The following is a 14,737-nucleotide window of genomic DNA, read 5'->3' as shown; positions in this document are numbered from 1 at the left end:
CGGAGAGCTCGGGTGGGATGGTGCCCTCGACGGTGAGGCCGGTGGCGGTGACTTCCTCCGCGACGGGGGTGAAATGGCCGGTCAGGTAGGGCGGCTTCGCAATCGTCATGACACGAACTCCTTCAAGCAATGAATGACGGGCGGTCAGGCGGGCTGCTCGGCGCGGGCCTTGAGGCAGTCCAGCCAGCTCTGCAAGGAGGTCCGCAGGGCCGTGGTGAGTTCGTCGGCCGCGGCGTCGACGGGTGCCCCGCTCCAGGACTCCTCGGTGCTGACGGCGACGCCGTCGTCGGTCCGTTCGAAGGTCCAGACGTGGATGCCGACGATGCCCTGGACGGTGCCGTCCCAGACGATCCGTCGGCCGGGGACGAGTTCGCGGACGGTGGAGGTGATGCTCATCCCGTGGGTCAGCCAGGTGAAGCTGGTGCCGACCGCCAGCGGCCCGTCGAGCCGCGCCTGGTCGACGCCGGTGTTCCAGGCCGGCCAGTCGTCGACGTCGGTGTGCACCGACCAGACGGTGGCGAGGGGGGCGTCGATCTGCGTGGTGAGGCCGACCACTACGGGGGCGGTGGTGTCGATGGTGTGCATGCGGTGTCCTGTCGGTTTCCGGAACGGGTGGGGTCGTCGGGCTCTGGATCAGGGGGTGGGGGCAGGTGCGTGCTGCGGCGCCTCGCCCGCGGAGGGCGGCGCCTCGGGCGTGCGGGACGGAAGGTGCGTGCCGCGGGCGGGCCGGCCCCGGCGGGTGAGCGGCAGGGCGAGGAGCGCGGAGGCCGCGAGGATGGCGGCGGAGACCGCGAAGGCGGTGCGGTAGCCGGCGGTGAGGGCTTCGAGGTGGGGCTGGTGGCCGGCCGCTTGGGCGGTGACGGAGCCGGCCAGGGTGGCCAGGGCGGCGAGGCCGATCGCGCCGCCGACCTGGCGCGTGGTGTTGACCAGTCCCCCGGCCAGGCCGGTGTCCTGCCGCGGGACTCCGTCCACGGCGAGGGCGGTGAGCTGGACGAAGGCGACGCTGAGGCCGAGGCCGACCAGGACGCTCGGGCCGAGGATGTCGACGAGGTAGGTCCCCTCGGCCGTCATCCGTGACAGCCACAGCATTCCGGCGGCCTCGGTGAGCAGGGCCGCGACCACGGTCGCGGTCGCACCGATGCGGCGGGAGATCCGGGGCGCCGCGACGGCGCCGAGCATATTGGCGACGGCGAGGGGCAGTTGGCCGGCGCCGGTGGTGAGCGGGCTCATCCCGAGGACCTGCTGCTGGTAGAGCGGCAGGAAGAAGAACAGGGCGATCCACACGGAACCCAGCAGTGCCATCAGCAGGTTCCCCGCGGCGACCTGGCCGGTGGCGAACAGCCTCGGCGGTATCAGGGCGTCCGTGCTGCGGCGTTCGATGACGGCGAAGGCGGCGAAGAGTACGGCGGCACCGAGGAGGGCGCCGAGCACCCCCGGATTCGTCCAGCCGAGCGCCCGTGCGCTGGTCAGTGCCCAGACGAGGCAGGTGAGGGCGAGGGTGACGGCGACGGTCCCCAGCAGGTCGAACCGCCCGGTCCCCCTACCGGTGCCCCGCGGGACGAGCGCCGCCACGGCGGCCAGTGCCAGCAGCGCGCCGACAGCGGCGATGTGGAAGACCCAGGGCCAGCCCCACGCCTGGGTGAGTACGCCGCCCAGCAGGACGCCGACCGCGCCGCCCGCGCCGGACACCGCTCCCCACACCCCCAGTGCTCTCCCCCGGGCGGGACCGGGCGGGAACAGGTCCATCGCCAGGGCCAGCGCGGCCGGGGCGATGACCGCCGCGCCGAGACCCTGCGCCGCGCGGGCGGAGATCATCACGGCCGGGGAGGCGGCGAGGCCCGCCGCCAGCGAGGATCCGGCGAACACCGCGAGGCCGGCGAGCAGGACCCGGCGGCGGCCGAGGAGGTCGGCCGCGCGGCCCCCGGCGAGGAGCAGCGCGCCGAAGGCCAGGCCGTAGGCGTTGACCACCCAGGTGGTGCCGCCGTCCGACAGTCCCACGCCGGCGCGGATCTGCGGCAGGGCCACGTTCACGATCGAGGTGGCCAGCATGACGGTGAACTGCGCCGCGGCCAGCGCCGCGAGTGCGGGTCCCGGGCGGGGTGGGGCCGCCGTGGTGTCCTTCGTACGTCCGAGGTTCATGGCGCACAGACTCACGCCGGGCGGTGTCCACTTTCCATGCCCGGCGGGGGCGCCCACTGTCCACTGCTGTCCGCACCTGTGCACTCGCCCCCGGCCGGGCCCCGGGCGTGCCTGGGGCCTCCGGTCGGGGGCTCACGCCGTCAGGCCGTACTCACTTCTCGCACGCGACGGTGGCGTACGCGGCCTCTCGGACCTCCCGTTCGGGGTGACGGCGCAGTGCCACGACGGCGGCGCGGCAGGCGTCAGGCCAGTTCTGGCGGATTCCGACGGCGGTGGCCAGGGCGACGGCGAGGAGGCCTTCGACGAGACCGCCGTCACCGCCGAGGGAGCGGACCGCGGCGAGGGCGGCGGCGGGGTCGGCGATCGGTGAGCCGTATCGCAGTGCGTCCTTGAGACCCTCTGCCGCGCGGGCCGCGCGGACGGGCCGGCCCTCGATCGCTCCGGTCAGCTCACCGAGCGAGCGCAGCAGTTCGGGTTCGGCCGCTTCCAGGTCGACCGCCCGGACGAGCAGAGTGGTGCGGGAGGCCGCGACGGCCGGTTCCGTCGCCAGCTGCCGGACCAGGGCTCCGGATATGCGGGGGTCCTGGATCCACGACTCGGAGAGGGAGTGCGGGCGCCGGCGGGCCGGCAGGTCCCCGCCGCCCGCCGCCAAGGGGCGGCGGGCGTGGCGCAACAGAGGTTACGGGACCCGCAGCGCTGCCAGCCGTTGTTCGAACGGCACCGTCACGAAGCCGTCCGCGGGGTCCACCGACGTGATCGCCCCGGTCAGTGACCGGGGTGCGATCGCGGCGGCGGTGTCGACGTCGTGCGCGGCGGCGGGGCCGGGGACCGCGGCGGGCGCCGTGAAGCGTGCCAGCTCGGCGCCCGCGCGGGCGATCCGCTGCGCCAGTCCCTCCTCGCCCCAGTCCTCCGAGGCCGCGTACACGGCGGTCGGCAGGACGAGCGCGCGCAGGTACGTGAAGAGCGGGCGCAGAGCGTGCTCGGTGACCAGCGAGTGCCGGGCCGTGCCGCCGGTCGCGCCGAGGAGCACCGGTTTGCCGGTGAGGGAGTCCTTGTCGATGAGGTCGAAGAAGGACTTGAACAGGCCGCTGTAGGAGCCGGCGAACACCGGTGTCACGGCGATCAGGCCGTCCGCGGCCGCCACCGCGTCGAGCGCGGCGGCCAGTCGGGCGGGCGGGAACCCGGTAACGAAGTGCTGGGCGATCTCCGTCGCCAGCTCCCTCAGTTCGATGACCTCGGTCTCGGCGTCCACGTGTTCCCGGGTCGCGGCCGCGAGCCGGTCGGCGAGCAGCCGCGTGGAGGAGGGCGAGCTCAGTCCCGCCGATACGACGACGATCCTCATGCCCGCGTCTCCTCCTTCGGGCTCTCCTCGGCAGCGGTCGTGGCGGCGGCCACCCGCGCGGCGTGGGTCGGCGCGTCGGGCACGCCGGCCGGGCGGAGGTTCGCGAACTCCTTGCGCAGCACCGGTACGACTTCCTCGCCGAGCAGATCGAGCTGCTCCAGGACGGTCTTCAGGGGCAGGCCGGCGTGGTCCATCAGGAACAGCTGGCGCTGGTAGTCGCCGACGTAGTTCCGGAAGGACAAAGTCCGCTCGATGACCTCCTGGGGCGAGCCGACGGTCAGCGGCGTCTGGGAGGTGAACTCCTCCAGGGACGGGCCGTGGCCGTACACCGGCGCGTTGTCGAAGTACGGACGGAACTCGCGCACCGCGTCCTGCGAGTTCTTGCGCATGAACACCTGGCCGCCGAGACCGACGATGGCCTGCTCGGGGGTGCCGTGCCCGTAGTGGGCGTAGCGCTGCCGGTAGAGGTTCACCATCTGCCGGGTGTGGGAGGCGGGCCAGAAGATGTTGTTGTGGAAGAAGCCGTCGCCGTAGTACGCGGCCTGTTCGGCGATCTCCGGGGAGCGGATGGAGCCGTGCCAGACGAAGGGCGCGACGCCGTCGAGGGGACGGGGCGTGGAGGTGAAGGACTGCAGCGGCGTGCGGAACTTGCCCTTCCAGGTGACGGCGTCCTCGTCCCACAGCCGGCGCAGCAGCGCGTAGTTCTCGACGGCGAGGTCGATGCCGTCGCGGATGTCCTTGCCGAACCAGGGGTAGACCGGCCCGGTGTTGCCGCGGCCCATCATCACGTCGACGCGGCCGTCCGCGACGTGCTGGAGCATCGCGAAGTCTTCGGCGATCTTCACCGGGTCGTTCGTGGTGATCAGCGTCGTGGATGTGGACAGGATCAGGTTCTCGGTGCGTGCGGCGATGTAGCCGAGCATCGTCGTCGGCGAGGAGGGGACGAACGGCGGGTTGTGGTGCTCGCCGGTGGCGAAGACGTCGAGGCCGACCTCCTCGGCCTTCTGCGCGATGGCGAGCATCGCCTTGATGCGTTCGTGCTCGCTGGGCACGCGTCCGGTCGTCGGATCGGCAGTGACGTCTCCGACGGTGAAGATCCCGAACTGCATGGCTCCCCTTCCCAAGGTTGTTTACGATTCAACTATACCCGCAAACGAGGGGTGCGGCTGAGGTATTCCCAAGGGGGCGGGGGCCGCCCGGCGGGGCGGTCCGGGCGGCAGTGATCGTGCGGTCGCCTCGCGGTGGCTGTCAGGCCGGAGCGTTCCAGGCGGTCGTGAGCCCGTCCAGCCACGCGGGCGGCAGTTCGACGGCGTCCCACTCCTCGCGCAGTTCCCGCGGTGCGGCGGCGAGCCGCTCCAGGACGGCGATGCTCGTGGCGGAGTGCAGGAGCGAATAGCGGCCGTGCATCGTGATGGCGCTGCCGGGTCCGAACCCGGCGAACATCCGCTCCAGCCGGCTCTCGTGGTCCGCCGCGAACTCCGTCAGCCGCCCGGCGTACCCGGCCCGCTGCCGGGGGCTCATCGTGCCGAGGACGGCGGCGAGGACCTCGTCCGTCACCTCGGGATCCAGCTCCGACACCTCGGTGAACGACAGGTACAGGGGGGTGACCGCGACCCGCGCGCGCTCGACCTCCATGCGCCTGGCCCGAGGGCGCTCCCCCGCCGGGCCCTGCTCCCCTTCCGCCCCGACGGCCCGCACCAGGGTCCGCTCGGCCACGGCGCCGAGCTCCTCGAGGACGGCTCGGGCACCGGCCTCCTCCACGCCCTCCGAGCCCTCCGCCCCGTTCTCCCCCTCCTCCGCCGGCACGCTCCGAGCGGCGCTCAGCTCCTCGTGCGCGAGTGCGAGTGCGCCCGCCTCCAGGAGCCCGATCAGTTGCCGCGCGTCATCGGAGGGAACCCCCGCCCGCGCAAGGAGCTGCAGCAGCGTCGCCCTCGCGTTCTCGACGCTCACCTCGTCCGGCCACTGCCGCCCCCCGTCGGCCACGCTCATCAGATCCTCCTCGTCACTCGGATGGTGCGGTGGGTGCCGCAGCGCACCTCGGCCGCGCAACGCCCGACGGCCGGAAAACAGCGATCAGGGGCACCGTAGCCCTTGATCCTTCCAGACGGCCGTCAGGGCCGCAGACCCGCTCGCGTGAGGGTGATCCCGGACAGGTCGGAGATCACCTGCCGGTCGCCGCGGCGCCAGGCGTCCGCGAGGCCGCCGGGCGGGGCGGGCAGGGCGGCGAGCTCACCCGGCGGGCCGGTGAGGGCGCGCAGCGCGAGCAGGTCGGCGCCCCCGGGAGCGTCGCGGAGGCGGCGGATGGTGGCGCTGCGACGGATCCAGCGCACGCGGAGGGGGAGCCACAGCAGGAGCACGAACGCCACGGGGACGACGATCAGGCCGAGCGCGGCCAGGAACGCCACCTGGCCGACGATGTCCTGCAGCGACTGACCGGCGTCGGCGATGCCGCTGCCGGCGTCGGCCGCGGACCGCAACGGCGCCTTCAGGAGGTCGCCGACGAGCGGGACCCGTGACGCCGTCTCCCCGGCGTCGTCGAGGGCCGCGGCCAGGCTGTCGCCGGAGCTCTCCACCTTCCGTCCCGGCTCGGCCAGCATCATGATCGCGCCGTGGACGGTGAGGGCGAACGTCACGGCCGCGGCGATCAGGAGCAGCGCGATCAGGTCCGCGAGGATCTGGCGGTTCCGCCGCGCGGGGGTCTGGGCGTAGAGAAGCAACGGCTGCTCCTGTTCCGGTCATGGCATCGAGGAGTGCCGGCCGGCGCGCTTTCCGGTGGCGATGTCCGGCCGGGTCGCTCGACCGTACGTCGCGCCCGGCCCTTCCACGGGCGTGCGGGGGCGCGGTTCCCCGAGACGATGCCGGGTTGGCGCAGCGCAGCGGCGGGCCGCTCCGGGCCGTCCGGTGGGATCGGCTCCCCTGACGGGCCGGTCGGTCCGCCTCCTCGTGCCGATGCTGGGCCGCGTCATGGCTCGCACCCGGACGCGCCGCCCCTGACCTGCGCGGCCTCGGCCTCAGGCATGGCGTAGGCGAGGCGGGCCTCTGCTTGCCGTGTTTCGCCGACCAAGGGGTACGCGTACCAGCCGTCGGCCTGCCGGAGGGACAGCCTGTCGTCGCCGGACGCCCGTGCCCTCCCCCGGGGGAGGGCACGGGGTGGGCAGGACTTCAGGTCAGCCAGGGCTTCCAGACGTTCTCGTTGCGCTCCACCCACTTCTTCGCCGCCTGCTGCGGTGACAGTTTCTCCTCGGCGATCATGAGGGAGACCTCGTTCTGCTGGGCCTTCGTCCAGCGGAACTTCTTCAGGAACTCCGCCGCCTCGCCGCCCGAGCGGGCGAAGCGCGTGTTGAGGTACTTCTGCAGCGGCGTGTGCGGGTAGGCGCAGGCCACCTTCTCCGGGTCGTCCGCGCAGCCCTCGGTGTACTCGGGCAGCTTCACCTCGGTCATCGGGACACGGTCGAACAGCCACTGCGGCTCGTACCAGTACGTCAGGAAGGGCTTGCGCTCCTTCGCGAACTGTTTGATCTGGGTGATCTGGGCGGCCTCGGAGCCCGCGAAGACCACTTCGTAGTCCAGGCCCAGGTTCTTCACCAGGGCCTTGTCGTTCGTGACGTAGGACGGGGAGCCGTCCAGCAGCTGGCCCTTGCCGCGGCTCTCGGGGGTGCGCAGCTGGTCGGCGTACTTGTCGAGGTTCTTCCAGTCGGTGACGTCCGGATGGGCCTCGGCGAAGTACGTGGGGACGAACCAGCCGATGTGGCCCGTCACCCCCAGGTCCCCGCCGCGGGTGATGGTCTTCTTGCCCTCCACGTACCGCTTTTCCTGTTCGGGGTGGCCCCAGTCCTCCAGGATCGCGTCGACGCGCCCCTGGCTGAGGGCGTCCCAGGCGGGCACCTCGTCGACCTGGACGGTGTCCACGCGGTAGCCCAGCTCGTGTTCGAGAAGGTAGGAGGCGACTGCGGTGTTCGCCTGGGCGCCGACCCACGACTGGACGGAGAGGGTGACGGTCTTCGCGCCTTCCGCGGCGGCGTACGGGGAGGCCTGGCGGGTCATGTCGGCGGCCCCGCAGCCGGTGAGGACGGCGAGTCCGGTCGCGGCGGCGAGGACGGCCGCGCCTCGCCGGTGGTGGCGCAGCGGGCGCCGGAGGTGTGTACCACCGCGCATGTCAGGCCTCCTTCGCGGGCTGGGTGACACGGTCGAGGAGCAGGCCGAGGCAGACGATCGCGGCGCCGGCCACCAGGCCGGTGGCGAGGTCGCCCTGCGCGAGGCCGAGGACGACGTCGTAGCCGAGCGCGCCGCCGCCGACGAGGCCGCCGATGATGACGACGGCCAGGACCAGGACCACGGCCTGGTTGACGGCCAGCAGCAGCGCGGGCCGGGCGAGAGGCAGCTGGACCTGACGCAGCAGCTGCGCACGGGTCGCGCCGAGCGAGCGGGCGGATTCCACGACGGCCGGGTCCACCTCGCGCAGGCCCTGGACGGTGATCCGGACGACTGCGGGCAGCGCGTACACGATCGCGGCCGCGGCGGCCGGGGCGCGGCCGACGCCGAACAGTGCGACCACGGGGATGAGGTAGACGAACTGCGGCAGGGTCTGGCACACGTCGAGGACGGGCCGCAGCAGTCGCTCGGCGCGGGCGCTGCGGGCCGCTCCCACGGCGATCGCGAAGCCGAGGACGAGGGTGACGGCGACGGCGGCCAGGACCTGGGACAGCGTGTCCAGGGAGGCTTCCCACACGCCGAGCACCCCGACGGCGGCGAGGGCGAGGACCGCGGTCAGTGCGGTGCGCCAGGTGCCGGCGAGCAGGGCGAGCCCGCAGGCCAGGAGCAGGAGCAGCCACCAGGGGGCGGCCTGGAGCCCGCTGCGCAGCGGGTCGAGGATCCAGCCGGTGAAACGGGCGGCCCAGTCGGCGGTGCCGCCGACGACGGGCACGCCGGAGTAGAGGTGGTCGGTCATCCAGGCGACGGCGGAGTTCACCGGATCGGCCAGGGAGACCGTCCAGGACTCCGGCCAGACGGAGGTGCCGGCCATGCGGCCGACGACGGCGACGGCCACCGCCGCGAGGAGGGTGAGCAGGCGGCCGTACCAGCCGGCGAACACCCGCCGCAGCAGGTGCTGCTCGCCGAGCGGTACGGGTTCGGCGCCGAGCCGGCGGCCCGCGGCGTCGGCGGTGCGGTCCAGCACCACGGCGAGCAGCACGATCGGGATGCCTGCGGCGAGGGCGGCGCCGACGTCCACGGAGGCGAGGGCCTGGTAGACGCGGTCGCCGAGGCCGCCGGCGCCGATGACGGAGGCGATGACGGCCATGGACAGGCCGGTCATGATGGCCTGGTTGACGCCGAGCAGGAGCTGCCGGCGCGCGAGCGGGAGGCGGGCTGTCAGCAGCCGCTGGCGTCCGGTGGCGCCGAGCGAGGCGGCGGCCTCCATGACGCCCGCGTCGGCCTCGCGCAGGCCGAGGGCGGTGAGGCGGGCCATCGGCGGGGCGGCGTAGACGACGGTGGCGAGGACTGCGGCGGGCACGCCGATGCCGAAGACGAGCACCATCGGCAGCAGGTACGCGAAGGCCGGCAGGATCTGCATGGTGTCGAGTACGGGGCGCAGCAGCCGGTCGGCGCGCGGGGAGAGTCCCGCGGCGAGGCCGAGCAGGGCGCCGAGTACGACGGAGGCGGCGACGGCCACGACCATCAGCGCGAGGGTCTGCATGGTCGGCACCCACATGCCGAGCAGTCCGCAGGCGGCGAACGCGGCGGCGCAGGTCAGGGCGAGGCGGATGCCGGCGAGGCGCCAGGCGACCAGGGCGGCCAGTGCGGTGACCCCGGTCCAGCCGGCGGCGAGGAGGAGCACGTACACGGCGCGGACGGCCACCACGACGACATTGCTGACGTGGCCGAAGAGGTAGAGGAAGAGCGGGTGGCTGTCGCGGTGGTCGATGATCCAGTCGCCGGCGCGGCCGAGCGGGCCGGACAGGTCCACGGCGAGGGCGGCGGGCCAGCTGCCGGCGCCGGGGAAGGCTGCGGCGAGCGGGACCAGCAGGACAAGGGCGATGCCCATCGGGAGGAGGAACGCGCGGCCCGCGCCGGGGCCGCGCAGGCCTCTGCGGGGGCGGTCCTGCGCGGCGGGCGCGGGGCGCGGGGCGGCCGGGTCGGCGGGCCGGCCGGAGGACTGCCGGGCCTGCGCGGGAACCGCGGCCCGGGAGCCGGCCTGTGCGTGGGTCGGGGTCGCGGTCATGCGCACCACCTCCGGGGGTCGGGGACACGGGTCGGGGGACGGTCGGGGCAGGTCATGCCGCCACCCCCCGTCCGGTCGGGGCCGGGAGCCCGGCCACGACGGCGAGCAGCCCGGCGTCGTCGACGACGCCGAGGCAGCGGCCGCCGTCGACGACGCGGGCCGGTCCGCCGCTGCGGGCGACGGCCTGGATGGCCTCGGCCACGGTGGTGGCGGGGGCCAGCGCGGGCCCCTGTTCGGCCTCGCCCGCGGCGGCGGGGCGCATCGCGGTGCGGACGGTGAGCACCTGTTCGCGCGGGACGTCGCGGACGAAGTCCCGTACGTAGTCGTCGGCCGGCGAGCCGACGATCTCCTCCGGCGTGCCGAGCTGGACGATGCGGCCGTCGCGCATCAGCGCGATCCGGTCGCCCAGGCGCAGGGCCTCGGCGAGGTCGTGGGTGATGAAGACCATGGTGCGGCCCTCTTCGTGGTGGAGCCGGGCGACCTCCTCCTGCATCTCTCGCCGGATGAGGGGGTCGAGGGCGCTGAACGGCTCGTCGAACAGGAGCACTTCGGGGTCGGCCGCGAGGGCGCGGGCCAGGCCGACGCGCTGCTGCTGGCCGCCGGAGAGCTGGCCGGGACGCCGGTCCTCCAGGCCGTCCAGGCCGACCTTGGCGACGAGTTCGGCGGCCTTGGTCCGGCGGTCCCCGCGTCCGACGCCCTGGATCTCCAGTCCGTACGCCACGTTGTCGAGGACGGTGCGGTGCGGGAGGAGGCCGAAGTGCTGGAAGACCATGGCGGCGCGGTGGCGGCGCAGGGCGCGCAGCCGGGTGGCGTCCATGGCCAGGACGTCCTCGCCGTCGATGGCCAGGCTTCCGGCGGTCGGCTCTATGAGGCGGGTGAGACAGCGCACGAGGGTGGACTTGCCGGATCCGGACAGTCCCATCACCACGAAGACCTCGCCCTTGCGGACGTCGAAGGTGACGTCGCGCACGGCAGCGGTGCAGCCGGTGCGCTCGCGCAGTTCGGCGGCGGGCAGGCCGGCGTCGGCGGAGCCGGGGACCTTCGCGGCGGCCTTGTCGGGGCCGAAGACCTTCCAGAGGCCGTCCACGGAGAAGACGGCGGACCCGGCGGGGCCGCCGGCGGACGCGGTACCGGGCGCGGCAGGGGTCGGGGTGTTCACGGGATTCATCGGGCACCGCCGTCGCGGGTCAGCAGTTCGGCTGCCTTCTCGCCGACCATGAGCACTCCGATCATCGGGTTGACCGCGGGCATGGTCGGGAAGACGGAGGCGTCCGCGATGCGGATGCCCTCGAGTCCGCGGACCTTGAGGTCCGGACCCACGACGGCCCCCGGGTCGTTGGCCGCACCCATCCGGCAGGTGCCGGCCGGGTGGTAGACGGTGTGCGCGACCGAGCGGGCGTAGGCGCTCAGTTCCTCGTCACCGGTGATCTCCGGGCCGGGACAGACCTCGCGCCCCAGCCAGCCAGCGAGCGGCTCGGTCGCGGCGATCTTGCGGGCGAGCTTGATGCCGTCCACGAGGGTGCGGCCGTCGTAGTCGTCCTCGTCCGTGAAGTAGCGGAAGTCCAGGGCCGGTTTCACCTCGGGGTCCGCGCTGGTCAGGTAGAGGCGGCCGCGGCTGCGCGGCTTGGGGATGTTGGGGGTCATCGACACTCCGTGGGCGGGGCGTTCGTAGCCGATGCGCTCGGGGTTGTCGGTGAAGGGGACCTGATAGAAGTGGAACATCAGGTCGGGCCCCGCGGATTCGGGGTCGCGGCGGACGAAGAGACCGGCGTCGCTGTCCATCGCGGAGTTCTCCGGTATCGGGCCGTCGGTCTCCCAGACGATCACCGACTCGGGGTGGTCGAGCAGGTTCTCCCCCACCCCGGGCAGGTCGTGGACCGGGGGGATGCCGAGGGCTTCCAGGTCCGCGCGGGGGCCGATGCCCGAGTGCAGCAGCAGCCGGGGGGTGTCCACGGCGCCGGCGCACACGAGCACCTCGCGGCGTGCGGTGATCAGGGACTCGGTACCGTCCGAGGCGCGCACGTGCACTCCGCGCACCCGGGTGCCGTCGAGTTCGAGGCGGTAGGCCCAGGTCTCCAGCAGGATGCGGAGGTTGGGGCGTTCGTCCATGACGGGGTGGAGGTACGCCACCGACGCGGAGGAGCGCTTGTTGTCCTCGGGGTGGTAGGCGAGGTCGAAGAAGCCGGCGCCCTCGTGGAAGGGCTTGCGGTTGAAGCCCTCGACGTGCGGGACGCCGAGGGCGCTCTGCGCGGAGTCGACGAAGTCGCGTGCGATGGCGTTGCGGTCCTTCTCGGCCACCGGGACGATGTTGTTGAGGAGCTTGTCGAAGTAGGGGTCCATGGCGGCCGCGTGCCAGCCCTCGGCCCCCGCCTGCTCCCACTCGTCCCAGTCGGACGGGAGCGGCTTGAAGGAGATCAGGGTGTTGTGCGAGGAGCAGCCGCCGAGGACGCGGGCGCGGCTGTGGCGGATGTGCGAGTTGCCGCGGGGCTGCTCGGTGGTGGGGTAGTCGTAGTCGAGCTCGCCGCCGAGCAGGCCCATCCAGCGGCGCAGGGTGAGTACGTCGGGGCGGTCGACGTCGCTGGGGCCGCCCTCGATGACGGCGACGGTGACGTCCGGGTCCTCGGTGAGGCGGGAGGCGATCACCGAGCCGGCGGTGCCGCCGCCGACGACGACGTAGTCGTACCGGTACTCGTGCACGGGCTCGTGCTCTGCGGGGGCGGTGCCGGGGGTGGGGGCATGCGTGGGGGTGGTCATGGCTGTGCTCCTCCTTCAGCCCGCGAACCAGCGCACGGGGCGCGGGGCGAGGTTCTGGTACACGTGCTTGGTCTCGCGGTACTCGGCCAGGCCCGAGGGGCCCAGTTCGCGTCCGGTGCCGGACTTGCCGAAACCGCCCCACTCCGCCTGCGGGAGGTAGGGGTGGAAGTCGTTGATCCAGACGGTGCCGTGGCGCAGCCGGCCCGCCACGCGGCGGCCGCGGCCCGGGTCGGAGGTCCAGACGGCGCCGGCGAGGCCGTATTCGGTGTCGTTGGCGAGCGCGACGGCCTCGGCCTCGGTGCGGAAGGTCTCGACGGTCAGGACGGGCCCGAAGACCTCCTCCCGTACGACGCGCATCCCCCGGTGGCAGCGGTCGAGCACGGTCGGGCGGTAGAAGTAGCCGGGCCCGTCGGGCCGTACGCCGCCGGAGCGCAGGACGGCTCCCTCGGCGAGGGCGGAGGCCACGTACTCCTCGGTGCGTTCGCGCTGGGCGGCGGACACCAGCGGCCCGCACTCCACGCCCGGGTCGGTGCCGCGGCCGAGGCGGATCCGGTCGGCGCGGCGGGCGAGTTCGGCGACGAAGCGCTCGGCGACGGTCTCCTCGACGATGAGCCGGGACCCCGCGGAGCAGACCTGGCCGCTGTGCATGAAGGCGGCGTTGAGGGCCTGGTCGACGGCGGTGTCGAAGCCGTCGTCGGTGGCGCAGGCGTCGGCGAAGACGACGTTGGGGTTCTTGCCGCCGAGTTCGAGGGCGACCTTCTTGACGGAGTCGGCGGCGGCGCGCATCACCTTCGTACCGCTGGTGAGACCGCCGGTGAAGGAGACGAGGTCGACGTCGGGGTGGGCGGCGAGGCGCGCACCGACGGGGTCGCCGGCGCCGGTGACCAGGTTCGCCACGCCGGCCGGCAGGCCGGCCTCCACCAGCAGCCCGATGAGGGCCACCGTGGACAGCGGGGTGATCTCGCTGGGCTTGAGCACGAAGGTGTTGCCCGCGGCGAGGGCGGGGGCGATCTTCCAGGAGGCCTGGAGGAGCGGGTAGTTCCACGGGGTGATCAGGGCGCAGACCCCGACGGGCTCGTGGACGACGATGCTGTGGACGTCGGGGGTGCCGGCGTCGACCACGCGGCCGGCGCTCTCGCCGGAGACGAGGTCGGCGAAGTAGAGGAAGGCGTCGGCGACGCAGTCCACGTCCACGCGGCCCTCTTCCAGGGTCTTGCCCGCGTCGCGGCTCTCCAGCAGCGCGATGCGGTCGCGGTCGCGGTGCAGCAGCACGGCGGCGCGGCGCAGGAGCGCGGCACGCTCCAGCACGGGGGTCCGGGGCCACTCCCCTCCGTCGAAGGCCGCGCGGGCGGCGCTGACGGCCGCGTCGGTGTCCGCGGTGCCGCCCTCGGTGACGACGGCGAGGACCGTGGCGTCCGCCGGGTCGAGTACCTCTCGGGTGGCTCCTGATACGGCGGAACGCCAGGTCCCGGCGATGTGGATGGTCGTCTGCTCGGACACGACGCGCTGTACCTCCGATTCCGGCCACCGCGGCCTACCCGCGGCGGTGCTGCTCGGGCGCGCTTGCCCCGGACGTCGGAAGCCATGTCCCATCCGTCACTGGAAGTGACGGGAGTCACTCCCCGTCGCCCCGCGGAGATACGGGGCAGATCGGGGCATATACGACAGCTGGGGAGGCCTCGCGGGCCGCCGGGCGGCCGGTCAGGGCGTGACGACGGGGAACGCGTTGTCCGGCTCGGTGACGTAGGAGAAGAGCCGGCGCAGGAATGCCGGGTCACCGTCCGTGGTCACGCCGTCGAGTCCCTGACCGGTCAGGATCGCGAAGAGCTGCGGCCGGGTGAGGCCGAGGGTGAGGGCCGGCGGCGTCCTGGGGGTGCGGTCGAGGGGGACGGAGCGGTGGGTGAGGGCGCCGTTGTGGAGGGTGAGGCGGTGGCGCCGCTGCTCGTCGGTGAGGGCGAGGTCGATGGTGAGGTCCTCGTCCCAGGCCCTGGGACCGTCGATGCGGATGGCGAGGGAGTCCAGGAGCATCTCGGTGGTCAGGGCCACGGCCATCTGGGGGTTCGTGGGGTCAAGGAGGGCGGGCTGCTCGCCGGAGCGCAGTTCGAGGGCGGCGGTGAGGTAGAAGTTGCGCCAGGGGCCGTTCTCGGCGCCGTGGCCTAGGGTCTGTCGTCAAAGTGATCTTGCGTTGTGGATCATGGTCGGGTGATACGTCGCCATGAACTGTCGGACGCTGAGTGGGAACTCGTGCAGCCGTTGCTGCCTCGGCCCGTGCTGGGGCGGCC

13 protein-coding genes are annotated in these 14,737 nt (G+C 73.4%); all 13 read right to left on the bottom strand.

Annotated features, from left to right (window positions below):
- Positions 1-144 precede the first annotated feature (144 nt).
- Positions 145-585, bottom strand: coding sequence for an SRPBCC family protein (locus E6U81_RS38880; RefSeq protein WP_136234707.1), 441 nt, complete (start codon positions 583-585; stop codon positions 145-147).
- A 48-nt stretch (positions 586-633) separates the two neighbouring features.
- Positions 634-2,139: an MFS transporter gene (locus E6U81_RS38875; protein ID WP_136234706.1), complete on the bottom strand. Its 1,506-nt coding sequence runs from the start codon at positions 2,137-2,139 to the stop codon at positions 634-636.
- 151 nt (positions 2,140-2,290) lie between these two features.
- A complete protein-coding gene (locus E6U81_RS38870; RefSeq protein WP_136234705.1) occupies positions 2,291-2,812 on the bottom strand; it encodes a hypothetical protein in 522 nt (173 codons plus the stop codon).
- A gap of 6 nt (positions 2,813-2,818) precedes the next feature.
- Positions 2,819-3,481 carry a CE1759 family FMN reductase gene (locus E6U81_RS38865; RefSeq protein ID WP_136234704.1) on the bottom strand — a complete coding sequence of 221 codons (663 nt, stop codon included), beginning with the start codon at positions 3,479-3,481 and terminating at the stop codon, positions 2,819-2,821.
- Positions 3,478-4,590, bottom strand: a complete 1,113-nt coding sequence (locus tag E6U81_RS38860) for an LLM class flavin-dependent oxidoreductase (RefSeq protein ID WP_136234703.1) — start codon at positions 4,588-4,590, stop codon at positions 3,478-3,480. The genes E6U81_RS38865 and E6U81_RS38860 overlap by 4 nt, the downstream gene beginning before the upstream one ends.
- A 139-nt stretch (positions 4,591-4,729) precedes the next feature.
- Positions 4,730-5,470, bottom strand: coding sequence for a hypothetical protein (locus E6U81_RS38855; RefSeq protein WP_136234702.1), 741 nt, complete (start codon positions 5,468-5,470; stop codon positions 4,730-4,732).
- Between the two features lie 122 nt (positions 5,471-5,592).
- Positions 5,593-6,198, bottom strand: coding sequence for a hypothetical protein (locus tag E6U81_RS38850; protein WP_136234701.1), 606 nt, complete (start codon positions 6,196-6,198; stop codon positions 5,593-5,595).
- A 445-nt stretch (positions 6,199-6,643) separates the two neighbouring features.
- Positions 6,644-7,636, bottom strand: coding sequence for an ABC transporter substrate-binding protein (locus E6U81_RS38845; protein ID WP_136234700.1), 993 nt, complete (start codon positions 7,634-7,636; stop codon positions 6,644-6,646).
- Between the two features lies 1 nt (position 7,637).
- Positions 7,638-9,701 (bottom strand): ABC transporter permease subunit, encoded by a 2,064-nt coding sequence (locus tag E6U81_RS38840; protein ID WP_240804275.1) that lies wholly within the window; start codon positions 9,699-9,701, stop codon positions 7,638-7,640.
- A 52-nt stretch (positions 9,702-9,753) separates the two neighbouring features.
- On the bottom strand, positions 9,754-10,869 hold the full coding sequence (locus E6U81_RS38835; RefSeq protein WP_136234699.1) for a glycine betaine/L-proline ABC transporter ATP-binding protein: 1,116 nt from the start codon (positions 10,867-10,869) through the stop codon (positions 9,754-9,756).
- The gene (locus E6U81_RS38830; protein WP_136234698.1) at positions 10,866-12,455 is read right to left on the bottom strand and encodes a GMC oxidoreductase; all 1,590 of its coding nucleotides are present in this window, start codon (positions 12,453-12,455) and stop codon (positions 10,866-10,868) included. Before E6U81_RS38830 ends, E6U81_RS38835 begins: the two co-directional genes overlap by 4 nt.
- Before the next feature lie 15 nt (positions 12,456-12,470).
- Positions 12,471-13,955 (bottom strand): aldehyde dehydrogenase family protein, encoded by a 1,485-nt coding sequence (locus tag E6U81_RS38825; protein ID WP_240804274.1) that lies wholly within the window; start codon positions 13,953-13,955, stop codon positions 12,471-12,473.
- A gap of 201 nt (positions 13,956-14,156) precedes the next feature.
- On the bottom strand, positions 14,157-14,507 hold the full coding sequence (locus E6U81_RS38820) for an alkyl sulfatase C-terminal domain-containing protein (RefSeq protein WP_240804273.1): 351 nt from the start codon (positions 14,505-14,507) through the stop codon (positions 14,157-14,159).
- Positions 14,508-14,737: the final 230 nt, after the last annotated feature.

It is taken from the genome of Streptomyces sp. A0592 (assembly GCF_004795115.1).
In the GTDB taxonomy this organism is placed as follows: Bacteria; Actinomycetota; Actinomycetes; order Streptomycetales; family Streptomycetaceae; genus Streptomyces; species Streptomyces erythrochromogenes.
Note: the sequence above shows the minus strand (reverse complement) of the source record. Positions and strands in the feature narration are given on the sequence as shown.

What these genes read in the sequence shown, in the direction of transcription:
- E6U81_RS38880 (WP_136234707.1), bottom strand. Translation starts at nt 585, where the DNA reads ATGCACACCATCGACACCACCGCCCCCGTAGTGGTCGGCCTCACCACG.
- E6U81_RS38875 (WP_136234706.1), bottom strand. Translation starts at nt 2,139, where the DNA reads ATGAACCTCGGACGTACGAAGGACACCACGGCGGCCCCACCCCGCCCG.
- E6U81_RS38865 (WP_136234704.1), bottom strand. Translation starts at nt 3,481, where the DNA reads ATGAGGATCGTCGTCGTATCGGCGGGACTGAGCTCGCCCTCCTCCACG.
- E6U81_RS38860 (WP_136234703.1), bottom strand. Translation starts at nt 4,590, where the DNA reads ATGCAGTTCGGGATCTTCACCGTCGGAGACGTCACTGCCGATCCGACG.
- E6U81_RS38855 (WP_136234702.1), bottom strand. Translation starts at nt 5,470, where the DNA reads ATGAGCGTGGCCGACGGGGGGCGGCAGTGGCCGGACGAGGTGAGCGTC.
- E6U81_RS38845 (WP_136234700.1), bottom strand. Translation starts at nt 7,636, where the DNA reads ATGCGCGGTGGTACACACCTCCGGCGCCCGCTGCGCCACCACCGGCGA.
- E6U81_RS38840 (WP_240804275.1), bottom strand. Translation starts at nt 9,701, where the DNA reads ATGACCGCGACCCCGACCCACGCACAGGCCGGCTCCCGGGCCGCGGTT.
- E6U81_RS38835 (WP_136234699.1), bottom strand. Translation starts at nt 10,869, where the DNA reads ATGAATCCCGTGAACACCCCGACCCCTGCCGCGCCCGGTACCGCGTCC.
- E6U81_RS38830 (WP_136234698.1), bottom strand. Translation starts at nt 12,455, where the DNA reads ATGACCACCCCCACGCATGCCCCCACCCCCGGCACCGCCCCCGCAGAG.
- E6U81_RS38820 (WP_240804273.1), bottom strand. Translation starts at nt 14,507, where the DNA reads ATGGCCGTGGCCCTGACCACCGAGATGCTCCTGGACTCCCTCGCCATC.